This is a genomic window from Shewanella marinintestina (genome assembly GCF_023283845.1).
Lineage (GTDB): Bacteria > Pseudomonadota > Gammaproteobacteria > Enterobacterales > Shewanellaceae > Shewanella > Shewanella marinintestina.
This window is the reverse complement of the sequence record NZ_JAKILC010000012.1, coordinates 14,649-39,849: the sequence shown is the minus strand read 5'-3', so window position 1 is coordinate 39,849 and position 25,201 is coordinate 14,649. Positions and strand designations below refer to the sequence as shown.

Here is a 25,201-nt window from a genome sequence, read left to right as displayed (position 1 = left end):
ATGTCAATTGCAGTTTCCACAAGCCAATCTAGAGCTAATACTAGCCTTTCATTGTTTTATGTTTTTTATTGTTTATTTTAATTTAAACAAAGGTTTAGTGTGATTCTGTCTTTTTGTTTTATTAGTTTTAAAAGTGGTTCACTTACTTATTCTAAGGTCTAATGGGGATTTTTTAATCGTCGAAGCATAATGCGGTTAAGCCTTAATAGAATAAAAAACGCCCGCAACAAGAGCGATAAATCGCCATGCACAAGCAAACAGGGAGTCAGTATTGTGAAACAAAAGCATAAACAATTACACGCTAAGTCGATTAACCAGCCCGAGGTATTTTGGGCGGAGGCTGCACATAATATCGACTGGAAAACACCTTGGAGCAGCGTGCTTGATGACAGTGATGCCCCGTTTTATCGTTGGTTTGCTGGTGGCAAGATGAACACCTGCTATAACGCGGTTGATAGACATGTTATTGCGGGAAGGGGAGAGCAGATAGCACTGCAATATGTCAGCCCAGTAACGGATTGTGAATATGGTATCACTTATCGTGAACTGCTAGCGCAGGTAAGCAGACTGGCTGGATATATGGATTCCATTGGCGTTAAAAAGGGTGATAGGGTCGTCATTTATATGCCTATGGTGCCAGAAACGGCGTTTGCCATGTTGGCTTGTGCGCGCATTGGTGCAATTCATTCGGTAGTGTTTGGTGGCTTTGCCGCTAATGAACTAACAACCCGAATTAACGATGCCAAGCCTAAACTGATTTTATCGGCATCGTGCGGTATCGAACCGTCAGGTGTGGTGGCTTACAAGCCGTTACTGGATGAGGCACTTTTACAAGCCAGTCATAACGTTGAGCACTGCTTAGTGCTTAATAGAAGTCAGCTTGAAGCAGAGCTTTTACCCCAGCGAGATCAAGACTGGCAACATGCAGTTGCTAGCGCGCCAGATATCGACTGCGTGCCTCTTGATGCGACGGATCCACTCTATATTTTGTATACCTCGGGTACGACAGGTCAACCTAAAGGTGTGGTGCGAGATAACGGCGGCCATGCGGTCGCACTCGCTTGGTCTATGAAGCACATTTATGATATCGATTGCGGTGATACTTTTTGGGCTGCATCAGATGTGGGCTGGGTAGTAGGTCACTCTTATATTGTGTATGGGCCATTATTAGTTGGCGCCACCAGTATTATGTATGAAGGCAAGCCGATAGGTACACCCGACCCTGGTGCGTTTTGGCGTACTATTGCTAAATATAATGTTAAGAGCTTTTTCACCGCACCGACTGCGATTCGTGCTATTAAACGTGATGATCCTAATGGTGATTACTTGCAAGGCATCGATCTAAGCGGTTTGAAGAATGTGTTTTTGGCAGGTGAGCGCTGCGATCCCGATACCTTACACTGGTCCGAAGATAAACTGCAGAAGCCCGTGATTGATCATTGGTGGCAAACTGAAACCGGTTGGCCTGTGGCCGCGAACTTGATGGGCTACGCGCCGGTTGAGGTTAAAGCTGGCTCGCCTGCATTAGCGGTGCCCGGTTATCAGATTGATGTTGTTGATGTCATGGGGGATGAAGTTAGTGCTAATGAGTCAGGTAACGTGGTGATTAAATTACCTTTGCCACCGGGCACTTTAACAACGCTTTGGCAAAATGAGCAGCGTTATCAAGACAGTTATTTATCTATGTATCCGGGCTACTACCTCACAGGTGATGCCGGCTATAAAGATGAAGATGGTTACCTATATATTATGAGCCGCATTGACGACATTATTAATGTTGCAGGACACAGATTATCGACTGGTCGATTTGAAGAAGTATTGTGTCAGCATGAAGCCGTTGCAGAGGCCGCTGTCATTGGTGTTAAAGATGCTTTAAAGGGTCAAGTCCCCTTGGGGCTAGTGGTACTTAAGAAGGGGGTAACCCTTAATGACGATGAATTAAATCAACAATTAATGCATTTAGTGCGTCAAGAAATCGGTCCAGTAGCGGCATTTAGGCTAGTGAGTGCGGTACAAAAGTTACCTAAAACCCGCAGCGGTAAAATTTTGCGCGGTACGATGCGCAACATTGCCGATAACCAAAATTACAATGTTCCTGCCACCATTGAAGATCCTGCGACCTTAGATATTGTGCGTAACACCTTAACCCGCATGGGTTATGCAGACGCTCATGTGTGATTGCATTATCCATTTTGCAGAACGATCTGCAAAGCCCTAAATACCATGCATAAAGTACAAAGCTGAAATCAAGGTTTCAGCTTTTTTGTTTTTGAACTAGATTAAAGCGATTGGCGTAATCGTTAGCCTTTATCTAGTAATTAAGTTACCAAAGTCTGTATAATCGCTAACAAAATTAAACCCATTATCTGATTAAGTGAGTATTTTTATTGTCGCTTATAGAAAATAATAGATGGGTAACTCTCTGTGACCTACGGAACTAATCTACATGAATAACCAAAATCAGCTTTATGATATCGGTGTTATCGGCTTAGGTGTAATGGGTAAGAACCTTGCACTGAATATAGCGGATAACCAGTATAAAGTGGCGGCGTTTGATCTTGATGAACATAAAGTGCAAGACACTGTACAGCAAGAAGAACGCGAGCGTAAACAATACCTAAAGCAAGTCACTGAGCCGCGGATTTTAGGCTGTAACAATCTTTCTGAAATGTTATCTAAACTAGAAAAACCACGTGTATTACTGCTTTCAGTACCTGCTGGCGCACCGGTAGATGGTGTGTGTAAATCATTAATTGAAGCGGGTATCGAAAGCGATGATATCGTGATTGATACTGGTAATAGTCTGTGGACCGATACTGTTGAACGTGAACAGCGTTATAACAAGGACTTTTTGTTCTTTAGCTGCGCGGTTTCTGGTGGTGAAGTCGGTGCGCGTTTTGGCCCATCTTTAATGCCAAGTGGCAGTTTAACTGCTTGGAATCGAATCGAGCCGATTTGGCAAGCGATAGCCGCTAAAGTTGATGCTAAGACCGGTTTACCTATTGAGCGTTTTGAGCCCGGCAACCCTGTAACCGAGGGCGAGCCTTGTACAACTTATATTGGCCCTGCTGGTTCAGGCCATTATGTGAAAATGGTACATAATGGCATTGAATATGCTGACATGCAGTTGATTTGTGAAGCCTACCAACTATTGAATCAAGGCTTAGGTTTAAGCCCTGCAAAAGTCGGCGATGTATTTGAACGTTGGAACCAAGGAAGCTTAAATAGTTACTTGATGGAGATCAGTGCTGATGTGCTTAAGCAAGCAGACCCGTTAACTGGGGCGCCACTGGTTGAAATGATCTTAGATAAAGCAGGCCAAAAAGGTACCGGGCTGTGGACGGCGGTAAGCAGTTTGCAAATAGGCTGCCCTGCGCCAACAATTGCCGAAGCTGTTTATGCACGAGCGATAAGTACTCAAAAAGGCCAAAGACAACAATTAAGCCAATTGTTATCTGGCCCGAATGAAACGCTTAAACTTAGTGATCCGCAAGCCTTTATCGACCAGCTTGAAAATGCACTGTATTGCGCCAAAGTCTCTTGTTACGCCCAAGGTTTTCAATTGATGGCAATGCAAGCGAAAGAGCAAGCATGGCAATTAGATTTTGCCGAAATCGCCAAGATTTGGCGAGCAGGCTGTATTATCCGCGCGACTTTCTTGCAATCAATTACTCAGGCTTACCAGCAAGATAGCAAGCTTGAGAATTTGTTGATGGCAGAGTCGTTTGCTAAAGGGTTATCAGACAAACAAAATGATTGGCGCATAGCTGTTTCGACTGCGGTTATGGGCGGGATCCCTGCACCTTGTATTAGCTCGGCACTGGCCTATTACGATAGTTATCGTAGCGCAACGCTACCAGCTAGCCTGTTACAAGGTCAGCGTGACTATTTTGGCGCTCATACTTTTGAGCGTACTGACAAACCTGCAGGTGAGAAGTACCACTTAAACTGGAGCAGTGATCGCAGTTTAAATAAGGTGTAACCCCATTTTAGGGTAAAAAACAGTCAATAAAAAAGCCTATCAATTGATGGGCTTTTTTATTGCTCGAAAATGGGTTAACCAATAAAGATATCAAGTAATAAACCGGCACTAAATAGCGCACTGAATATCATGGTTAACTTGGCTGTGCGCCCAAGCAGTGGATTTAGGGCTGCGCCTTTTACCTCATTAAAATCGCGGCTCAATGTCCTTGCCATTATAAAGGCTAGGCCAGCTAACAGGACTGGCAGACCAGGCAATGCGCCCATAAAGAAACCCGCAATAATGATAGCAAATGGCAAGAACACAAAACTCTGGTAGAAAATACGAGACTGTTCGAGTCCCATACGTACTGCCAGCGTCTTTTTACCTGCTTTAATATCCGTTTCCATATCGCGGGTGTTATTAACCAGCATAATCGCAGCGTTTAAAAAGCCGATAGCGCTACCTAATAGCCATGCACTTGATGCTGTTTCGCCGGCTTGCAAAAAGTAGCTACCAACAACGGCAACTAAGCCAAAAAATACAAATGCAGCAACTTCACCCAAACCATGAGATGCAAGTGGGTAGGGGCCACCACTATAGCCAAGCGCGCCGAGTATTGCTGCCGCAGCTAAAAAGGCAATCACTATTCCGCCATGATAGATCAAGAATGAGCCAACCATTAACGCGAGCACTAAGCATAGTATCATCGCATTTCGCACAGCGTTAGGGCTTAGCATGCCGCTTTGAGTTACGCGAACAGGGCCTAAGCGCTCTTCAGTATCGACACCACTTTTAAAGTCAAAGTAGTCATTTGCAAGGTTCACAGCTATCTGCAACAAGAGTGCGCAAAGCATTGAGGTTACAGCAATGAACCAGCTGAACTGTTCAAGCTGCAGTGCTAGTACATTACCAACCAGCAGTGGGCCAATCGCCGCAGGCAAGGTGCGTGGGCGTATGGCAAGTATCCAAGGATTCATGGTTTAAATTTACTTACAGAGGTTTACGCCAAAGAAGGATGGCATAAAGATAAAAAGAATTAGCTATAGCATAGCAAATTTAACAACTTCTAAAAAGTGGATTTTATTGATGACAAAGTGGGCAAGTTAACAAATTTCTAAGTCTTAATTATTTTTCATTATTATCGTTTAATAAGTTTGAGCTAGCGCACATCGGTAGGCAGGAGTGTATGCAATATTATATTTCTAAAGCTGAACACTATGATTTGTCTACTTTAGATAGGGAAGCTACATTGCAGCTTGCAGCTTGCAGCTTGCGGTTTTGGTAAACGGTATTCTTAGAGGTTAAAGCTATGCGTTTTGAGGGACAAGTCGCAATAGTTACTGGCGCAGCATCGGGTTTAGGAAGAGCCTATGCAATAGCCTTAGCTGAGCGAGGAGCGAGAGTTGTTTTAATTGATAATGAAGCAACTCAAACAATGGATGTTAGCTTAAATACTGCGTTAAATCTGGAACCTGACTCTGGTTTAAAAACTTGTGGTGACGCCATAAAGGCGATTGGCGGAGAGTTTAAGTCTTTTAGCTTGGATGTTACTTGTATCGATGATATTACTGCCATGATTGAGCATGTGATCCAAAGCTGGGGACGGGTCGATATCCTGATTAATAATGCTGGGATCCACCATCCCTGTGCGTTTGAGCAAATGAGTGAGTCGAGCTGGAAACACCATCTAGATGTTGACCTTAATGGCACCTTTTATATGACTAAGGCTGTATGGCCGATTATGAAACGCCAAAGCTATGGCCGTATACTGATGAGCAGTGCTAGCTCAGTATATGGAGACATGTACGAAACTAGTTTTAGTGCGAGTAAAATGGCGGTAATGGGGCTCGTAAATAGTCTACATCTTGAAGGCAGCGAACACGGGATTGCCGTTAACAGTATTATCCCTCATGCCGTAACTTCGATGACGGCCAACCATCTAGCATCGGCCGTACGGCCGTTATTTTCCAAAACCACAGTGGTTGCGACTGCACTGTACTTATGTAGCTGCAAAAGCCCTTCTGGACAGCATCTATCTGCTGCTGCAGGTGGCATTAGTCATACTGCGTTAGTTGAGTTTTCACCAAGCCGTTTTAATGCTGAAGAGTGCACGCCTGAAGTGATTACTGAGCGCTGGCCTGATATGTATCATGCTAAGCCATTTACTGCACATGATAGCGGTGAAGCACAAGTTCTTGCATGGGCAAAGGCATCCGCCAATCAACGACATATACAAATTGAGTAACTAGTTACAAACAGATAAGCCTTTAACTCAAAAACTGAGGCGCTTAAGAATGCATTTATTATTTTAGGATTTGTTGCAGATCCTGCGTGGTTAAAAGCTGGCTAGCTATGACAGTCTTGAGTTAAGCTTAAGGCAATATATGTTGAGTTTTAGGTTGCAATGAGCCAAGTATTAGATGATTTACTAGCGTTACTTTCTTTAGAGCAAATTGAAGAGGGTCTTTTCCGTGGTCAAAGCCAAGATTTAGGTTTTGGACATGTGTTTGGTGGTCAAGTGATGGGGCAGGCGTTAAGCGCTGCGAAACAGACTGTCAGCCCAGACCGCAAAGTGCACTCATTACACTCTTATTTTTTACGTGCCGGTGATGAAAAACTACCTATTGTGTATGACGTTGAAATTATGCGTGATGGCGGTAGTTTTAGTGCTCGCAGAGTTAAAGCAATTCAAAAAGGTCGGCCGATTTTTTACATGACCTGCTCGTTCCAAACGGCTGAAGAAGGTTATGAGCATCAAGCGACGATGCCAAATGTTCCAGGTCCAGAAGGCCTGCTAAATCAGCAAGAACTTGCTATGACACTAAGAGATAAAGTGCCATCACGAGTGCTTGAAAAATTTATGGCCGATACACCGATTGAGATGCGCCTTGTGGATCCAAGTGATCCAATAGCACCGAATCCTAGTGAGCCTGTACGTCATGTGTGGATGCGTGCCAGTGGTAAAGTGCCTGATAATTTATGCGTACACGACTACTTGTTAGCTTATGCTTCAGATTTTAATTTTTTGGTGACTGCAGCGCAGCCACACGGCGTGTCATTTTTGACACCGGGCATGCGAATGGCAACGATTGATCATGCCATGTGGTTTCACCGTCCATTTGATTTCAGTCAATGGCTGCTTTATAGCATTGAAAGCCCTAATGCTAGCGGTGGTAGAGGGTTTGTTAAAGGGCATTTCTTTAATCAACAAGGTGAATTAGTTGCATCAGCGACTCAAGAAGGCCTTATTCGAATGACGAAAAAAGACTAACGCCTGTTTAGCGTAAGCAGCATAAATTTAATGTGGGAATAAAGGATCAATGCAATGATTTCAATGATGAAAAAAAGCGTAGTGCTCTTATGTTTAATGGTACTTACGGCCTGTGTAACAGTTGAAGAAAAGCCACCAGTGGTGGTTAATGGCGCAGCAGGTTATTTAGAGCGATTAGCGCTACCTCAAGGAAGTGCAATTACCATTGCGATTATTGACTTGGATACACCAGGGGTCATTGTTGCGCAAAAAAGCTTTGATATTGTTAGGGCGCCAGTACCGTTTAAGTTTTTACTACCAGCGGACACTATTGATAACAGCATCAATTATGGTGTGGTAGCAATGATTCAATACCAAGGACAAGTTATTTTTCAAACCTACGACCGTTTCCCGGTAATTAGTAATAAAAAATACACCACTGAAGTACTGATGAAAGCAGTGCCCGCCCCATAGGGCAATGTTAATATCAAAAAGGAGCTTCGGCTCCTTTTTGTTTATTTGGCACTATGTATTAATTTCGAGGTGAGTTGGCTCATTATGGCTGTAAAAAACAACAATTCGCTGGATGAGATAGAGCTTCAAGCATTGATCATAAAGTGGCTGCTTGAGGATGAATACAGAATCGATGCGCTGATTGTGGCTGAGCAGCTAAAGCTTAATGATTGGATGTTAGCCGCGGGGTTTGTACGTAATTTAGTGTGGGACAAAATACATGGTTTGCAATCAGCGCTCAATGATATCGACCTTATCTATTTTGATGTAAATGATTTATCTATTGAGCGTGATAAAGCTATTGAAGCGGAGTTAAAGCGTATTGCTCCGATCTATCCATGGTCAGTGAAAAATCAAGCCAGAATGCATTTACGCAATGGTCATCAACAATATAGCTCTAGCCTTAATGCCATGAGCTACTGGCCTGAAAAGCAAACCGCCATTGGAGTCAGCGGCGTATATTTATCATCAGTAAGCAACCCAATACCAGCATCAGTGTCTGGAATGGCAACGCAATTAGTTTTGCATACTCCGTTTGATTTTAATTGTTTGTTTGACCTGTCATTACAACACAACCCCAAAGCTAAGCGTGCGTTGTTCGAGCATAGGTTGGCGCAAAAGGGATGGTTGCAAACCTACCCAAAGCTGCGAGATAATGGCTAGTGATGAACTTATGAGCATACGGTTTTAATTAAATAGCATCGAAAACAAAGTCGGTTACGATCTTGTTTGCGGCTTTTTTATCGCTTGCCATAGGGACTTCTTCAATTTGTTCTTGCTGTAAATGGTGGTTTAATCGATGGATCCATATCTTGATGCGATAAAAGAAATTAAAGAGTTGGCAACCGCAGAGGAGATCCACCGAGTCGATGATATATCGATATATCTTGAGCGCTTTACTGATCTTGATTTAATCGCTACCGGGATCTACGCCGAAGTGTATGAAGTACCCGGTGAGCCAGATAAAGTGGTAAAGGTATGTAGCAGTAAAATTGATGGTTACTACTTATTCGCCCGCTGGTGTATGCGCCCGGAGAACCAAGACAATCCACACGTCCCCACTATTCACCGTGAAGACACCATTGAGCTCAGCAGTGGTCGTGTCGTGCGTTTTTATGTGATAGAACGGCTAGACGATATTAGTGATGATGGCAGCGAGCCGACTCGACCAAGCCATTTTCATAATGATGATTTTGGTAAGTTGTGGGGGACATTACGCACCATGACCTTACCATTTGCTGACCCCAAAAAGCCTTTTAATGATCAAGTGCAATCTGCCGATGAGTTTGTTGAGCAGATCCAAGCGCCACGGCCACATTTTTATATGAGCTCAAACGAGCGTAAGCCAGTGGTGATAGATGATGAAGTGATTGATGACCATGCGGCGCTGCTGAAAACCTTGTTCGATGTATTGAGCTTCATTGATGACCACGGAGTGATGGATTTACATGGTGGTAACTATATGCTTCGTGGCGATACTATCGTGATCACCGATCCTATCTCGCATAAATATGCTAAAGATGCCCCATTGAACTTAATCAAGTAAGTTTGAGGAATTCAATCGGATATTGTGAATGCCTAATAACTGGTGCATGTAATTTGAAGTAAACCGTTATATGACTTGAATAGTATTTAAAATTCTTTTCAAGTCATAGGTGTTAATATAGTTTTTTTGATGAAAGGAATCACCAATGAAAACAAAGTTACTATCAAGTTCGAGAGATTATTTTATTGGGGCGATAGTGATGTTTTTAGGCCTGATTTATAACGCCTTTGATCGAGATGTATTTGGGAGTATTGCTTTTTTGATATCGCTTTTAATCTTTCTCTGTATTGCTATTTATAAGTATCGTAAAACGCCTCTTTAAATGCTCGTAGTTCATAGAAACCTGAATTTAGCTCGCCTGTAAAAAGGTTTTCTTAACGTAAACGTTTATAAATAATCTAAATCTAAAATAGCATTTAGCCCACTTATAATGGAGAAGATTAGCTTGATTAGCGTCATTTTATTTATCACACTGCTTAGCTGTTACTTTAGCTTTGATAAAAGTGAAACGCCTGCTCGAGAGGCTTACTTAGCTATTTTGGCTTATAGTCTTTATCTGCTTACTTACTTGTTTATTCCGCCTTTTCCCAATGGTACATCGACTCATATGGGACAGTTGTATGGTTTGGTTCCTATCGTTTCTCTTGCTGCTATTTTATTTCCACACTTTAACCATAAATCGCCGGAAATCGTGACTCGGGTTCTTGGTTGGTTTGGCCTAATTGTGGTGGCGATAGTTTTGCTTTGTTTTAAGTTATTTGTTTGGTGATTTACAGTTTGCCAAAATATATAAGAAATTGAATTAATTGGTTTTTAGCTAAGTGTTAATTTTTCAATCGAAATGAAGAATACTATATTTTCTTTATCTTTAGCAATGAAAGTGGCAGTAGACCATTAGCCTTAAAAACCGTTGAAGCTTTAGTGAGTTTAGTCGCAGCCATTGTGGCTGTTTTCAATATATTTATCGCCTAAAAAAAACCATTTCTTAAGTCATGCTACTATTTGTTTCGATGGTAAATGTGTTTTACTCATTTAGTATATTTTTAGCTAATCGATTTTACTAAAAGAGTCTGACTAAGCTTCCTCCTCGATATTATAAGCGGTTGGATATATCGGCTATGTATTGAAATGAGCCAATATATGCCTCAATGCTTAAGGTTGAATTGATGGCTCTCATAGGCCGGACAGCGAAAAATCGACCTAAGTATAAACGCAGTGGCAACCTTTGAGTTAGATTCCAGTCGCAGGGAAGGTGAGTTCTTTAGATCCACAAACATTCATTGGTATGTCTATCGGAAGTCCTTTTTACTAGGAAGCATTATTACATTTATGGGATTTCACTTACTGAAACCCAAAAGCAGTAAATAGGTTTTAGATCTAACACATAAAAATCCGCTTAATTGCCGCTTTTTTGTGTGTGACTAGTTTAGTTATGTAGCGACCTACCTTAGCTATGATTCATCGATAATCGCTATCCCAAGCAAATAAGCTCAGTTTTTCTCTGGTTAAATCCATATTTTTATGAGTTTATTTGCAGCCATCTAGCTAAGTATAGGTATAAATATGCCACTAGTCAGACCGACCAGCTCAAGAAGGAAGCTCCACTCCCAAGGCTAATATCTATCCGAGTCTTATAGCTAAAGTCTATTTTTAACCTTCAGACTAACGCAGACAGTCATGTTTTAATTAAAAACTCGAGTAGTGTCTGTTTAATAGACTGTCAGTAAGACGACAATCTACTTCATCAGTCTTATCAGCTAAAACTGCCTTCGTTGACGACTTTGTAGCGGTAGTAAACCTTCCTTAAATACGGTTTGCAATATAGGCAACGACTTTCATCACAGGTCAACTTTGCGTTAAATAATTGTTGGCTTTTGAGAATGCGTGGCTTGCTGGTTAAGTGATCAAGGTGTGCATTGGTCACGAATATAAAAGGTGCGATATCAATATATGTTTAATTAGTGTGATCTGGATCGGTTTAATCTACACCTAAGTAGGTATCCGTAGTTGAGTTTGATTTGGATCAATTTTTCAGGCTCTCATATCTGGCAGGATGCACGCAAATGTAAGGAAATTGAAAATAAAGACAGCGTTAAGTGTTGTATTAATGGAGTAGTATGATGAACAAAAAAATCGTTTCTAGCTTGATCGCCACCGCCCTTCTCACTACTGGTTTTGCCTCTTCTGTATCAGCTCACCAAGCAGGCGACATTATTGTTCGCGCTGGTGCCGTAGTGGTTGCACCAAATGAATCTAGCCAAGATGTTTTAGGTTTGGGTGAATTCAGTGTTGGTGACAACACTCAGTTAGGCTTGAATTTTGGCTATATGCTCACTGACAACATTGGTATCGAGCTATTAGCAGCAACACCATTCAGCCATGACGTATCATTAGATGGCGTGGGTAAGATTGCTGAAACTAAGCACTTGCCACCAACCCTAGTTGCTCAGTATTACTTTGGCGATGCGAACTCAAAACTACGTCCATACATTGGCGCTGGTGTTAACTTCACTAACTTCTTTGATAATGAATTTACAAACGATTTAGGTGGTGCATTAACGGATTTAAGCATGACGAATTCGTGGGGCGTTGCAGCGCAAGTTGGCCTAGATTATCAAATTAACGATAGTTGGTTAGTTAATGCTTCTGTTTGGTATGCGCAGATTAGCACTGATGTTAAGTTCAACTATTTAGGGGATGCTCAAAAGGTTGAAACAGATATCGACCCTTGGGTTTACATGGTGAGCGTGGGTTATACATTCTAATTTTTCGTTAAGTTGGACATTTCCCACCCATGAAAAAAGGAGCCTATTGGCTCCTTTTTTACGCTTAAGCTTTTTAATTAAGCTTATTTAGATTCTTTCTTAGCTGCGCGTTCAGCTTTCTTTTGCTCTTTGGTTTTCCAGTGGCGAGTATTATAAACAAACTCAGGTAGCGCTTTGGTTAACCAAGCAACTAACCGCCAACGCTTAGTGACATAAGCTTTGCGTTTACCGGCTTTCATCGCCTTAATGACCTGACTTGCCACCACAGCTGGTGGCGACAACCATAAGCGGTTTTGCTGCATAGCTGCTTTATCAAGCATACCTAATTGAATATCTGTAATGGTGATCGGCAGCTTTAAACGCTGGGCGTGCATGCTTAGACCTTCAAGATAGTTTTGCGCAAAAGCTTTTGATGCGTGATAGGCCACACTCGGACCACCACGTAGGCCTGCAATAGAGTTGATCGCCGCAAGTTGGCCATAGCCTTGATCGCGAAATAGCCTAAAAGCCGTATTGCAAACGGCAGAAAAGCCTTGCACATTAATTGTGATGATATCTTGCTCTGGTTGCCAAGGCAGTTCAGGATCGTAATGAGTTAAACCTGTATTCACTAAGATCAAATGAGCGCCACCTAAAGAGTGCCAAACGGCATTTAGGCTCGCTATTACTGCCTGTGGGTCGTCAATTTGCAATGGAAATACTTGCGCTTTAGTTGGCAAGGATTGACTAAACTCAGTAAGAGATTGTGGATCTTGTGCTAGTAGGGCCAGTTCAACGCCTTCATCTGCAAGTTGTTTTGCAATTTCACGGCTAAGTAATGAGCTAGCGCCCACAATTATTGCAGTTGCTTGTGTCATATGGGTATTCGACTTCGAATAGGTAACTTATCATAGAAAGATAAGTGTATTAGAACAAGATTAATTGTCCGTTGCTGTGACACGGATAGTGAGAATGCATTTTACTCCCGAGCGATTAATCTGACGGTAGTTAAAATTTTTGTTAATTTCGTCAACTTTATAAAATCAGTTACTAACATAATTTGGCAGCATTAAAAATTTGATAGTTAACTGCAAAAATTTCAAGTTCAGACATATAGACTTCTAGAAGTCTTGATGTATTATTAGGAGCATAAAAATGAAACAGTGGTTAAAACCTTTATTACCTTTAGCGGTAGCAGCAAGCATGTTGACTGGTTGTGCAACATCAAATGCAGTGGTGGAGATCCAAGGTGAGGTTTGGTACAAGGAGCGCATAATGCTACCTGAAAATGCAGTGATTACAGTGCAAGTTCAGGATGTTTCGTTAGCAGATGCACCCGCTGAAGTGATTGCTGAGTTTGAAAGAAACGACGTCAGTACACCGACACCTTTTCAGTTTTTAATTAACAGAGATCAGTTTGAAGACGGCCATACCTACAGCATTGGTGCACGTATCAGCCTTGACGATAAATTGATGTTCATTAATACACAGTCTTACCGAATTGATTTGGACTCAAGCAAGCCCATGTCAGTTTTAGTGCAGAAAGTGGCGCACTAACTCCGCAACACCTTAGTGTATGCTTTGCGCCTCTTTCTGATCGGTTGTCATATTAGAAAAGAGGCGCGTTGTTATGCCGGTCAAAATTCCCGATAACCTGCCAGCGGCAGAAATCTTGGAATCTGAGAATATCTTTGTTATGTCTGAAACTCGGGCTGCGAATCAAGATATTCGTCCTATGAAGGTATTAATTCTTAATTTAATGCCTAACAAGATTGAAACCGAAACTCAGCTGCTACGTCTTTTAGGTAATACCCCGCTGCAGGTTGATGTTGATTTGCTACGTATTCATGATAAAGAATCTAAGCATGTATCGATTGATCACATGAACAATTTTTATCGCGACTTTGAACAAGTTCGCCATAAAAACTATGACGGCTTGATTATAACGGGAGCACCACTTGGCCAAGTCGAGTTTGAAGACGTCTCTTATTGGGATCACATTCGCGAAATTATCGATTGGTCACAGTTACATGTCACCTCTGTGCTTTTCTTATGTTGGGCTGCTCACGCTGCTTTGTACCATTTATATGGTTTAAATCGAAAATTGCTGACGACAAAACGTTCAGGTGTATTTACCCATAAACGTACGACTGAGCATTATCCTTTATTGCGCGGTTTTGATGATGAGTTTTTTGCCCCGCATTCGCGTTTTGCAGAGATGGATGTTGAGAATCTACGCGCTCATCCACAATTACAGGTATTAACTGAATCCGATACTGCTGGTGCCTATATGGTGCTAAGTAAAAGTAATCGAAACTTGTTTGTAATGGGCCACCCTGAATATCAAAAGTCGACCTTAAAAGATGAGTTCTTAAGGGATTTAGCTCAAGGGCTAAACCCTGAAATCCCACTGAATTACTTTACGGATAACGACCCAAATAAAGCACCTATAGCTCGTTGGCATAGCCATGGTAGTTTGCTGGTTAGTAATTGGCTTAACTATTATGTTTACCAGCTAACACCTTATAATCTTGATGACATGAGTGGTATCACACCTTGGGAATCATAGAGGAGCCGTTGGGCTAATGCCGGATAAAACAAATGCCAATATAATTGTTAAATATTGGCATTTTTTAATGTGTATTATTCGCTGAAGCCTAGTTTAAGATTTTGATTATTAGTGTTTTATATATTCACGCTTTTGCAAGGCATTGAACATAGCGATAGCTCAACGCCTTTTATCATTCCTTTGCTATAAAGGGCTACTTAGCGAATAAATTAATGGTAATAATATCTTCATAATAACCGGCTCTTGCAAAAGGCTTTGGGGTGTTTTGAAACGATATCGGCATTTTTTGACCATTTAAAAGGCGATTGTTGATGTTAAATTCTGCCTCGTTAATTAGGTTAACTTGTTGGCCTCTAAACAAGAGTTGATAGGGTACCTTGTTTTTCTTATTGGTGACGTTAACAAGGTGACCATTGTTCAAAGATGACATTGATACGCCGACATAGCTATTGCTCTCAATAAAAAGCGGCAGCTCTTTACGGTTTTGTTGGGTTAAATTGCCTAGGTCCACTCTCACAGAAGTGCCTGTAGCGGGTAACCAACTATCATTGCTATTGGCTATTTTGGCACGAACATAAGGGGAAACTTGATAGTTAAAAGAGTAGCTACTCGTCGATATAATGGTATCGATATCGCTCTTAAGTTCAACATCTAATATGCCTTGATAAGCGCCAGGATAAAAATCATATCCATTTGGTATATAGGCCCATAAATTGATTTTTCGTTGACCTAATACAGGCAAAACATAGTTGTTTCTACCAGTTGTATCGATTGACTGGCGTGAAGTGTTTTTTAACTCATATCTATGTAGTGACGTAGTTCCACGAAGTTGAGGCTCGCCACCTTTTGGCTGTTTTATCACAACTTCTTTAGCACATAATGCTAATGCTCTATCAAGATAAATTGTGCCTGGGATCCACACTCCGCGTTGACCTTTTTTTTCTGAAGTCGCAGATTGTGTTTTTAACTCTATATGCCAGTTTCCATCACATATAGCTGAGCCTTCATCAGATTGTGCATGCGATACATTAGCAAAAACAATGCAAGATATCGCCAGCATTAAGATCTTATTTTTGAAGCTACAAACTTTCATCGCAGTTCTCCTTAATACACGTGATGTTGAGTGTACCTAGTTCGATTAAATGACTATCGACCTGGTCAATGACCAAAGTACTAGGCTTAAAATTGTCACTCGAAATCGTTATGACATATTCGCCCGGACCTATACCTTGGATATAGAACCGACCAGATTTATTGGTGAAGAAAGGTAAGCTGATCCCTTCACCCGAAATAGTGCCTTGCAGGTATGATATCGGCTCACCATTGCTCGCTTTTAATATACCCTTTGCGGTATATGAGCTATTTGAACCAATCATGAAAAAGTGGCCGGTCGTGGCGCCAGGTGAAACGGTTAATCGGCTTTCTCCCCAGTCATAACCAATGGGAGCATCTGGTACATTAAGATCTATAACATTGTCAATATAAGGTACATCCAGTGATAAGAGCGCGCCTATCATTGAAGTGCCAGAGGCTTCATAGTCATGTTTTTGATCTATACCAAGCATGACTTGCTGTTGTGATAATGAGGGATGCAGTTTCGAGATAATAAATGGTCCGTCTTGCGCACGTCCCCAGCCTACTTGCCCATCAACAAGGCCAATAGCTGTATTTCCTCTTATTGACGCTGAATAGGATGCCTCGCTATTGGCGTTGGTGTTACTGTTATTTCGCTCTACTTCAACTTCGACTCTGAGGCGGTTTGCTGTGTAATCGAACTGAGCATTTTGGCTATCGCGCCCATCTTCGTACTCAGCCTTTGCTCTGTAGCCAAAACTACCGACTCTATCGTTACTGGTTTTACTTGCCTCTAGCCGAGCATAGTTATTCACACTATGATAGTTTGCAGCTAAATTAGGTTTATTTTGGGTATTTGAGCGTCTCCAATCAAGGGTGATAAAGTACTCAATATCTGCATTTTCATAGGTGTTGTTGTCGTTATAGTTAACACCAGAGCCTAAAGTCCAGTCGCCTAGTCTCCAGTTCATAGTCATTGACATATTGCTCTGTTCAACGTCATGGGTATCTTTGTAATACGATCCTGAAATCGTGGTGTCCCATGCGTTATTAATCACCCATACGTAATTGGCTAAATAGCGTTCATATGAGGTTGCTAAAATTTCTTTATCCCAAGGAGTTGAAGTAAATGAGTCTGAAAAGTCAGCACTTAATCTAAGATTTGGTGCGTTGTTAGAATTACCAGCAACAGTGCTTTCAAATGTAAAGGAGACCACATTGCCTATACCTGTATCTTCGAGGTTGCTAAAGGATAAGCGGCTAGAAAGGTTGCCCCAAGAGGAACCAAATGTAGCCGTTGCACCTAAGATTTGGCCGTACTGTGCTACAGCGCCGTTAATGCCAAGTGTTAACCAAGACGACACGCCATATTCAGCGAAGCCAATCACAGTCCAAGTATCTAAATACTCGACACCATTTTCTGCATAGATTGAGGGCGCACCTGCGGTCAATCCGAAATCGAGCATGTCCTCGTTTAGTAGCTTATTGTTATAAAACTGGCTAAATACAAATCGTTCAGTCTTTCCTGATAGATAGGTGACATTAACGATAATGTCATTGGCGCCATTGGTCATTGGCAAATTATTGAGGTTAAAGCGACCGGCTTCTTGGCGGCCACTGAAAATGATTTGTCCGTTTACAGTGATTTCAACCTCGGCACTTTCTTTAAGGATTAACTCCTGATTATTATTAGGACCGATAACCCGATCGGGTTGTAATTGTGCATAATCACTTTTTATTGAAAAGCCACCTAAACTGGTACCAGAAAGGTGACCAGAAGCACTCGCTCCAGACTCAACATCACCCATTGCGACTCGAAATGGAGCGCTGGGTCTATCGTAAAAAGCGGTCCATTCTCCTCGTAAGAGATTTGTATCGTTATCTGAGGCTTCGAGGTGGTTGGCCAGTGTCACATTGAGTCCATTTGCGCCACCAAAGTTCATCTGTGCCAGCCAGTCAGCGGTTGAGAAGCGACTGCTTGTCTTTGGCTCCCAGCTTTCAGTATGGTTAAAATTAATGCTGTTAAGCCAGCTAAAACTGCCACTTTTTGAGGGGACAAAGGAGTTGAACTGATCACTGAAGTCGACGTCATATTGGCCAAAAGCTTCAGGCGAAATTTTCAGATCTAAGGTTAAAGTCGAAGAGTTAAAGGTTACATCTAAGCCTTTTTCTGCTAAGAGGCTGAGAGCAACCATCTGCTTATCGTTTTCATTGGGTATGGATAAACTTTGCCAAATCTCATCGGTAATTCTACGGCCAAGCAATGACTTTAAAGAATTAAACGAAACCGATTCGACTTCAGTGCCATTTAGGTTTACCGGGATAGTTCCAATCTCTCGGCCTTCAATTTCGAGAGGTAACGAGAAGCTCATTGCAAAAGACTTTATAGGGAGAAGCAATGCAACTGAAAAACTTAGCCATAATGGCAGTGATGAGCTAACGCTTGTCACCGGTTTTCCTTTATATCCACCTTTGCTTGGCTGTCTTTTGGCGAGAGCAAAGTGTCCATAGCAATATCAACCGATTCACCAGGTACTAAATATTGTTGTTGCAAGAGGTGTTGAATATCTTGCCATTTCCAATTGTGTGTAGCCTGCTCGCTTTTTACTTCAAACGACAGCTGCGGAATAATAACAATGCCGTCCCCTGTATTAGCAAGCTTCATCGACGTCGGAATATTACCTTGATAATTAATATCAGCACTTATTGTGTTAAACACATTATCTGGCGAAACAAACACTAAAGCACCGATTTGAAATAACATCTTGATACTGCTTTGCTCTACATCATCCTTAATAGGTAGTTGGCTAAAGACAACACGGTAGGATTGGGCGGTGTCGACTAAGTTGCCGATATATTTTACTTTGACCATCTGAGTACTTTTGGGTGGAATAAGTACTTGCGGAGGAAAGACAAAGAAATCCTCAGTGTCGGCAAGTTGCTCTCTATCGCCAGTTGAGACTTGTCTTTGTTTAACAAAAACCTCTAACGGTAAAGCTTGCTCTGTGGTGTTATTAACTTGAAAAAACTGCTCACTCTTACTGCCTTGTGGTGAAAAAAAACTCACCATAGGAAATAGTTCAAAGGCATAGGCCATTGGATGGGATAGAAAAAGTATTAGAAAGAAGAAAATCCGCATAAGTCCTCAAGTGGGGCCAAAGGCCCCGTGTCGCTATAAATCACAACAAAACAATCATTATTTATCTTGGGTAAAGCGCTACGTACATTGACGTTTGGTATTCACCAGCTTTTTCCCAGCCATTAATCACAGGCTTAATTTTTAGAGTTTTGTCTGCACTTAAACGGCCATCGGTGCTATTGCTCACATTCATACCGACTTCAATCGCATGGCTATTATTGGCGTTATTTTTCGCGTCAATGGTGCCAGAAGTACCATTAAATGAGACTTCAAGAGGGATTACATCAACGCCATTGCTATTTTTAAATGCTTGTGCGCCAACGACTAACGTGCCTTTTGAGTTATCGTTATTACACCAAGCTTGGAATTTGAACTCACTTGCTGCTTCATATGGAGTTTTTACATCTAACTCAATAGAACGATCTTGTGTTGAATGCATATAACAGCGCTGTGGAATTTCGCCCGTTAGGTTTACATAAAATTGTGTTGCGCCGTCCGGATGTTCGTCAGGGTTGCTTGACCAATTATTTGCAGCTACACCAGCAGAAAAAAGTAAAGCTACCGCTACACCACCAACTAAAGTTTTCATTTTATTCTCCAATGGATTATGAATTATGTTTTGACGAATAAAAGATATACATTTAGAGGTAGTATTAGTATCGACCAATGGGCTAGTTAATCGTTATTGGAGAACTAATTTAGACCTAACTAGGTTAGTTCTTAGTCATTTAACTAATTTAGACTGGGATTAATTGATTCTGGTTTGGTTATTATTTTCTGTATCCATTAAAAGCATGTTTATTTGTGACCGGCTACGTTTGCCTGTCTTTAATAAGATACTTGATACATGGCATTTAATTGTACTAGGGCTAAGGTGCAGTTGATTGGCGATTTCTTTATTACTGCTGCCATTCAAAAGGTGGAAAAACACCTGTTTCTCTCTACATGAAAGCGTGTATTTAGCCCCCAAGTCATTTAATGAGTTTTGGCAGTTATCCGCTGATTGTACTAGAACCTTTAATGCTAGAGACATAGCATCACGGCTAAACCATAGTTGGTTTTTCTGGATGGTGCGTATAGCACGAGTGAGCATTTCTAGAGTGAATTCAGTGGTGATTAATCCTGAGAATCCTAAAGATATAATGCTAGAGATGTTTGCCTCATCAGCAGCGCCAGCGTTGACAATAAGCCAGTGGCCTCCACGTTGAGGTGGGGATATATCTGATAGTAGCGGGGGCGCTAAGCTAGATTTATCGACTATCACAATAGATTCAGACGATAGATCCCAAAGGTTATCTGTATTTTTAGTTTCAACAATTGTTTTTGAATCAAATCCTGAAGCAAGAATCGCCAATACAACCTCTTTCCAAGCTTGATTTGTCGATACTATATATAAGAGTTTTCCCTTTTGGCTATTCATATTCTGTCCCTTGATTCAAATAACTCTGGCGAGCATATTTAGCCTTTTCTAAATGTTTTTTTCCTTGATGGTGTTCACCAAACTGGATTTAAGTTTTTAATTTTGTAAAAACGGTAATTTAAAGATTTTAATATGTAATAACTATCTGGTTTGGTCACTTTCTATGTTGAACTTGATTGTAAATTGATGATTTGTTCTTTTTGCCATATTTAGGCTGGCACTTATATTGGTTATTTTGTGTTTAATTGAAAGCTTTTGTAAGGCTTAAGTAAATTAGCGTGCGCAATTTTACGTGTAATAAATATTTATTGTTTCTATTTTAAGTTCTTTATTTTAGCTAAAAATATTTATGTTTAAACCTAAGGCAAACTAACAACGAAAAAACCGCTTAATCTTTCTGGTTTACGCTTTTTAGTTTTGGCTTTTAGTCTGTTTGCTTGATTTGCTATTTGTAAATTTTAAGTGACAACTTCGGCTCATACTTTGGTAGATATTTGACCAATGGGCACTTGCTTTACGTTAGCGTAAACGTCAGAGTGGTAAATATTGAGCAAGATCACATTTATATTAGCTAGGCGATAACCTCTGAATCGTTACTAAACGAAGCCGCTAAACCCTACAACTAGCGCAGCTTTGGATGAATTCTAATAAAGGTTAACTAGCGTATTACCGGAGTCATTATGAGTTCAGTTCAGTTAGATCAAGATATTGTTATTGTTGCCGCAAAGCGCACACCAATGGGTGGATTCCAGGGCGCATTATCAACGGTTGCTTCACCAAAACTCGCTGCGACAGCAATTAAAGGCTTAATGCAGCAAAGTGGTCTAGCCGGTGAGCAGGTAGATGAAGTCTTGCTGGGGTGTGTACTCCCAGCAGGTTTAGGGCAAGCACCAGCACGCCAAGCGACATTAGGTGCAGAGTTGCCATTATCGGTTGGCGCAACCACCGTTAATAAGGTGTGTGGTTCAGGTATGAAAACCGTCATGTTAGCCCACGATTTAATTAAAGCGGGCAGCGCCAACGTTGTGGTTGCGGGTGGTATGGAAAGTATGAGCCAAGCACCGTATTTACTCGATAAAGCGCGTGGTGGCATGCGTATGGGGCACGGTAAAGTACTAGACCACATGTTCCTCGATGGTCTTGAAGATGCCTACACCGGCGGTGCAATGGGTACGTTTGCGCAAAATACAGCAGATGACTTTAACCTGACACGCGAGCAGATGGACAGCTTTGCATTAAGCTCACTAGAAAAAGCCAATAATGCCATTAATAGCGGTGCATTTAGCGATGAAATTACCCCGGTCACAGTAGCTAATCGACGTGGTGATGTTGTGGTTGATACTGATGAACAGCCAGGTAACGCGCGCCCAGATAAAATCCCAACATTGCGTCCGGCATTTGCTAAAGACGGCACCATTACAGCCGCCAACTCAAGTTCAATTTCAGATGGCGCAGCTGCATTAATGCTAATGACTCGTGCCCAAGCCACAGAGCTAGGTCTAAATGTGATGGCCACAATCAAAGGGCACACTACCCACGCGCAAGAGCCTTCTATGTTTACCACTGCGCCAGTCGGTGCCATGAACAAACTTCTCGATAAAGTGAACTGGACTAAGGAAGACGTTGATTTGTATGAAATCAATGAAGCCTTTGCCATGGTCACCATGCTCGCGATTTCCGAGCTTGGACTCGATGCCAATAAAGTCAATGTTAACGGTGGTGCATGTGCCCTGGGTCACCCAATTGGTTGCTCAGGTGCTCGTTTACTGGTGACGTTGATTTATGCCCTAAAAGCTCGCGGCCTTAAGCGCGGCGTAGCATCACTTTGTATTGGCGGCGGCGAAGCGACAGCAATGGCGATTGAGCTTTAACCACCTAGTTAACTAACGGTAATGGTTAATAGCTAATCGTTAAAGACAGTAATAGTAATCAACAAGACCGGATCTGTATCAAGCCGAGGCAGTTATAGCCACATAAAAATCAGGCCAAGCGGATCCATCATTTTTGCAAACGTCATTAGATGACATTGCCAAAGTAGGAAGCGATATGACAACTCAAGTGAAGCATTACATTAACGGTGAATGGGTATTGGGCCAAAGCGACAAGCAGATAGCCGTAACCAACCCAGCGAATAACGAAACCATTGCCGTTGTTAATGCAGCGAACGATGCTGAAGTGCTCAGTGCCATAGCCAGTGCTAAAACCGCGTTTCAAAGCTGGAAAGAAGTGCCTGTTTCAGAGCGTGCGCGTGTCATGCTTAAGTATCAGCACCTTTTAAAAGAGCATCATGACGAAATCGCCACCATTCTAGCGCAAGAAACCGGTAAAACATTTGATGATGCTAAAGGCGATGTTTGGCGTGGAATTGAAGTGGCTGAGCACGCTTGTAATATCGCTTCTATGATGATGGGCGAAACCGTAGAAAACGTAGCGCGTTCAATCGACACCTACAGCTATACCCAGCCACTTGGAGTGTGCGCTGGTATTACTCCATTTAACTTCCCGGCAATGATCCCATTATGGATGTTCCCGTTAGCGATTGCTTGCGGTAACACATTCGTTCTTAAGCCGTCAGAGCAAGATCCAATGACGCCGCAGCGTTTAATTGAATTGTTCGAACAAGCGGGCGCGCCAAAAGGTGTGGTGCAACTGGTTCATGGTGATAAAACCGCAGTGGATATTTTACTGACTCATCCTGATATTAAAGCCATCTCATTTGTTGGTTCGGTTAATGTTGGCCAATATATTTACAAAACCGGTACCGATAACTTAAAGCGTGTACAAGCTTTTGCGGGGGCTAAAAATCACTGCGTAATTATGCCAGACGCTAATAAACAGCAAGTGATTAATAACCTAGTTGGCGCATCGGTAGGCGCGGCGGGTCAGCGCTGTATGGCATTGTCTGTAGCGGTATTTGTTGGCGCCGCAAAAGAGTGGATCCCAGAATTAAAAGAAGCTATTGCCAAAGTTAAACCGGGTCTTTGGAACGATAAAGACGCCGCTTATGGCCCGGTAATTAGCCCTGCAGCAAAACAGCGCGTTGTTAGTTTGATTGCTCAAGGTAAGGAAGAAGGCGCTGATTGCTTACTCGATGGTACTGATTTTACCGTTGAAGGATATGAGTCGGGTAACTGGGTTGGTCCAACTATGTTCGACAAAGTCACAACCGATATGAGCATTTATAAAGAAGAAATTTTTGGACCAGTGCTTTGCTGCATGAATGCTGAAACGCTAGAAGAAGCGATTGCGATAGTCAACGACAGCCCATACGGCAATGGTACTTCTATCTTTACCGCCAGTGGCGCAGCTGCACGTAAATATCAGCACGAAATTGAAGTGGGCCAAGTGGGCATTAACGTGCCAATTCCTGTGCCATTACCTTTCTTCTCGTTCACGGGTTGGAAAGGCAGTTTCTATGGCGACCAACATGCTTACGGTAAGCAAGCGGTGCGTTTTTACACTGAAACCAAAACCATAACAGCACGCTGGTTCGAGTCTGATATTGCCGTGGCGTCAGCGCCTAACATGACTATTGACCTCAAATAATTACGGCTGTTGTCACCCTAGTTGGGTGGCAACGCTGATTAAACTGCAGGTTTTCACTACTGCAAAAGTTAATACAACAAGCTAATTCAATAAGAATCAATAACGAATAGAGGTCAGCGGCTATTTTAAAAGGCGCGCTATAAATGACCCAGAGCCTTAATTTTTAAATACAGCGTTAAGGCAAGAGACAGAACAAATAGGAGTACCCAGATGGATTTCAATCTTAATGAAGACCAACGTCAATTCGCCGATTTGGCTCAGCAGTTTGCGACAGAGGAGCTAGCGCCATTTGCTGCTAAGTGGGATGAAGAGCATCACTTTCCAAAAGATGTGATTCAAAAAGCCGGTGAGCTTGGTTTTTGCTCTCTATATTCACCAGAATCTGAGGGCGGAATGGGATTATCACGCTTAGATTCATCGATTATTTTCGAGCAGTTATCCATGGGGTGCACCGCCACCACAGCGATGTTAACTATTCATAATATGGCAACGTGGATGATCACAAGCTTTGGCTCTGAAGTATTGCGCCAAGAGTGGTCTGAATCACTCACTACTGGTGAAAAACTGGCGTCTTATTGCCTAACTGAGCCGGGAGCAGGTAGCGACGCGGCATCTCTGCAAACCAAAGCCATTCGCGAGGGTGATGAGTATGTGATCTCTGGCTCTAAAGTGTTTATTTCAGGTGCTGGTGCAACAGAGATGTTAGTGGTGATGTGCCGCACAGGTGAAGCAGGGCCAAAAGGCATTTCAGCGATTGCGGTCCCAGCTGATGCCGCAGGCGTTATCTACGGTAAAGCAGAAGATAAAATGGGTTGGAATGCCCAGCCTACACGTCAAATCACCTTTGAAAATGTGCGCGTTCCAGTGGCGTATTTACTCGGTGAAGAAGGTCAAGGTTTTACCTTTGCTATGAAGGGACTCGATGGCGGACGCATTAACATCGCCACTTGTTCAATTGGAACTGCGCAAGCAGCGCTTGAACGTGCCACTCAATATATGAACGAGCGTAAGCAATTTGGTAAGCCTTTAGCGGCATTTCAGGCACTACAATTTAAACTTGCCGATATGGCAACCGAGTTGGTTGCTGCGCGTCAGTTGGTGCGTTTAGCGGCATTTAAGTTAGATGAGCAAGATCCAGAGGCTACGGCTTATTGTGCAATGGCTAAACGTTTTGCGACTGATACCGGCTTTAAAGTGTGTGATGAAGCACTGCAAATTCACGGCGGATACGGCTACATTCGAGAGTATCCATTAGAGCGCCACGTACGTGATGTACGAGTACACCAAATTTTAGAAGGAACTAACGAAATCATGCGTTTGATTATTTCGCGCCGTTTGTTAGATGAAAATGCTGGCGCCATCTTATAAGCGCACTGTATCGACGTATTCTAAACGTGGCTTTGTCGGCCAGTGTTAAATGATTTCAGATTTATATA

The 25,201-nt window shown here is 42.2% G+C and carries 21 protein-coding genes; 14 read left to right on the top strand and 7 right to left on the bottom strand.

Going from position 1 to position 25,201, the window contains the following annotated elements; genetic code table 11:
• The first annotated feature begins 189 nt into the window (after positions 1-189).
• Positions 190-2,178 carry a propionyl-CoA synthetase gene (locus L2747_RS13650; RefSeq protein WP_283107294.1) on the top strand — a complete coding sequence of 663 codons (1,989 nt, stop codon included), beginning with the start codon at positions 190-192 and terminating at the stop codon, positions 2,176-2,178.
• 268 nt (positions 2,179-2,446) lie between these two features.
• The gene (gndA, locus tag L2747_RS13645; protein WP_248999574.1) at positions 2,447-3,982 is read left to right on the top strand and encodes an NADP-dependent phosphogluconate dehydrogenase; all 1,536 of its coding nucleotides are present in this window, start codon (positions 2,447-2,449) and stop codon (positions 3,980-3,982) included.
• Between the two features lie 74 nt (positions 3,983-4,056).
• Here gndA and L2747_RS13640 read toward each other — a convergent pair whose 3' ends face one another.
• Positions 4,057-4,941, bottom strand: coding sequence for a 1,4-dihydroxy-2-naphthoate polyprenyltransferase (locus tag L2747_RS13640; RefSeq protein ID WP_248999573.1), 885 nt, complete (start codon positions 4,939-4,941; stop codon positions 4,057-4,059).
• 332 nt (positions 4,942-5,273) lie between these two features.
• Between L2747_RS13640 and L2747_RS13635 the strand changes: the two genes are divergently transcribed.
• The 7 genes from L2747_RS13635 (at position 5,274) to ompW (ending at position 12,038) form a co-directional block, all read left to right on the top strand.
• Positions 5,274-6,209, top strand: a complete 936-nt coding sequence (locus tag L2747_RS13635; protein WP_248999572.1) for an SDR family NAD(P)-dependent oxidoreductase — start codon at positions 5,274-5,276, stop codon at positions 6,207-6,209.
• A gap of 159 nt (positions 6,210-6,368) precedes the next feature.
• Entirely contained in the window at positions 6,369-7,235 is an 867-nt protein-coding gene (gene tesB / locus L2747_RS13630; RefSeq protein ID WP_248999571.1) for an acyl-CoA thioesterase II, read from the top strand.
• Positions 7,236-7,289: 54 nt separating this feature from the next.
• A complete protein-coding gene (locus tag L2747_RS13625; protein ID WP_248999570.1) occupies positions 7,290-7,688 on the top strand; it encodes a YbaY family lipoprotein in 399 nt (132 codons plus the stop codon).
• An 84-nt stretch (positions 7,689-7,772) separates the two neighbouring features.
• Positions 7,773-8,390 carry a nucleotidyltransferase family protein gene (locus L2747_RS13620; RefSeq protein ID WP_248999569.1) on the top strand — a complete coding sequence of 206 codons (618 nt, stop codon included), beginning with the start codon at positions 7,773-7,775 and terminating at the stop codon, positions 8,388-8,390.
• A gap of 136 nt (positions 8,391-8,526) precedes the next feature.
• Positions 8,527-9,273, top strand: coding sequence for a hypothetical protein (locus L2747_RS13615; protein WP_248999568.1), 747 nt, complete (start codon positions 8,527-8,529; stop codon positions 9,271-9,273).
• A gap of 445 nt (positions 9,274-9,718) precedes the next feature.
• A complete protein-coding gene (locus L2747_RS13610; protein ID WP_248999567.1) occupies positions 9,719-10,042 on the top strand; it encodes a hypothetical protein in 324 nt (107 codons plus the stop codon).
• A 1,348-nt stretch (positions 10,043-11,390) separates the two neighbouring features.
• Entirely contained in the window at positions 11,391-12,038 is a 648-nt protein-coding gene (ompW, locus tag L2747_RS13605; protein WP_248999566.1) for an outer membrane protein OmpW, read from the top strand.
• An 83-nt stretch (positions 12,039-12,121) separates the two neighbouring features.
• Here ompW and L2747_RS13600 read toward each other — a convergent pair whose 3' ends face one another.
• Positions 12,122-12,895, bottom strand: coding sequence for an SDR family NAD(P)-dependent oxidoreductase (locus tag L2747_RS13600; protein WP_248999565.1), 774 nt, complete (start codon positions 12,893-12,895; stop codon positions 12,122-12,124).
• Between the two features lie 277 nt (positions 12,896-13,172).
• On the opposite strand from L2747_RS13600, the gene L2747_RS13595 reads away from it, so the two are divergent.
• Together L2747_RS13595 and metA are read left to right on the top strand one after the other, a co-directional pair.
• The gene (locus tag L2747_RS13595; RefSeq protein ID WP_248999564.1) at positions 13,173-13,574 is read left to right on the top strand and encodes a YbaY family lipoprotein; all 402 of its coding nucleotides are present in this window, start codon (positions 13,173-13,175) and stop codon (positions 13,572-13,574) included.
• Positions 13,575-13,647: 73 nt separating this feature from the next.
• Positions 13,648-14,586 (top strand): homoserine O-acetyltransferase MetA, encoded by a 939-nt coding sequence (metA, locus tag L2747_RS13590; protein WP_248999563.1) that lies wholly within the window; start codon positions 13,648-13,650, stop codon positions 14,584-14,586.
• A gap of 193 nt (positions 14,587-14,779) precedes the next feature.
• Here metA and L2747_RS13585 read toward each other — a convergent pair whose 3' ends face one another.
• The 5 genes from L2747_RS13585 to L2747_RS13565 all read right to left on the bottom strand — a co-directional run bounded on the left by L2747_RS13585 (position 14,780) and on the right by L2747_RS13565 (position 20,219).
• Complete coding sequence (locus L2747_RS13585) at positions 14,780-15,679, bottom strand: hypothetical protein (RefSeq protein ID WP_248999562.1); 900 nt, start codon at positions 15,677-15,679, stop codon at positions 14,780-14,782.
• Positions 15,666-18,110: a fimbria/pilus outer membrane usher protein gene (locus tag L2747_RS13580; RefSeq protein WP_248999561.1), complete on the bottom strand. Its 2,445-nt coding sequence runs from the start codon at positions 18,108-18,110 to the stop codon at positions 15,666-15,668. The genes L2747_RS13585 and L2747_RS13580 overlap by 14 nt, the downstream gene beginning before the upstream one ends.
• Complete coding sequence (locus L2747_RS13575; protein WP_248999560.1) at positions 18,107-18,799, bottom strand: fimbria/pilus periplasmic chaperone; 693 nt, start codon at positions 18,797-18,799, stop codon at positions 18,107-18,109. The genes L2747_RS13580 and L2747_RS13575 overlap by 4 nt, the downstream gene beginning before the upstream one ends.
• Positions 18,800-18,860: 61 nt before the next feature.
• Positions 18,861-19,388 carry a hypothetical protein gene (locus L2747_RS13570; RefSeq protein WP_248999559.1) on the bottom strand — a complete coding sequence of 176 codons (528 nt, stop codon included), beginning with the start codon at positions 19,386-19,388 and terminating at the stop codon, positions 18,861-18,863.
• A gap of 159 nt (positions 19,389-19,547) precedes the next feature.
• Positions 19,548-20,219 (bottom strand): helix-turn-helix transcriptional regulator, encoded by a 672-nt coding sequence (locus L2747_RS13565; RefSeq protein ID WP_248999558.1) that lies wholly within the window; start codon positions 20,217-20,219, stop codon positions 19,548-19,550.
• Positions 20,220-20,899: 680 nt separating this feature from the next.
• On the opposite strand from L2747_RS13565, the gene L2747_RS13560 reads away from it, so the two are divergent.
• From L2747_RS13560 to L2747_RS13550, 3 genes are all read left to right on the top strand, one after another.
• Complete coding sequence (locus L2747_RS13560) at positions 20,900-22,090, top strand: acetyl-CoA C-acyltransferase (RefSeq protein WP_248999557.1); 1,191 nt, start codon at positions 20,900-20,902, stop codon at positions 22,088-22,090.
• A 175-nt stretch (positions 22,091-22,265) separates the two neighbouring features.
• On the top strand, positions 22,266-23,765 hold the full coding sequence (locus L2747_RS13555) for a CoA-acylating methylmalonate-semialdehyde dehydrogenase (protein ID WP_248999650.1): 1,500 nt from the start codon (positions 22,266-22,268) through the stop codon (positions 23,763-23,765).
• Between the two features lie 210 nt (positions 23,766-23,975).
• Entirely contained in the window at positions 23,976-25,133 is a 1,158-nt protein-coding gene (locus L2747_RS13550; RefSeq protein ID WP_248999556.1) for an acyl-CoA dehydrogenase family protein, read from the top strand.
• Positions 25,134-25,201 lie beyond the last annotated feature (68 nt).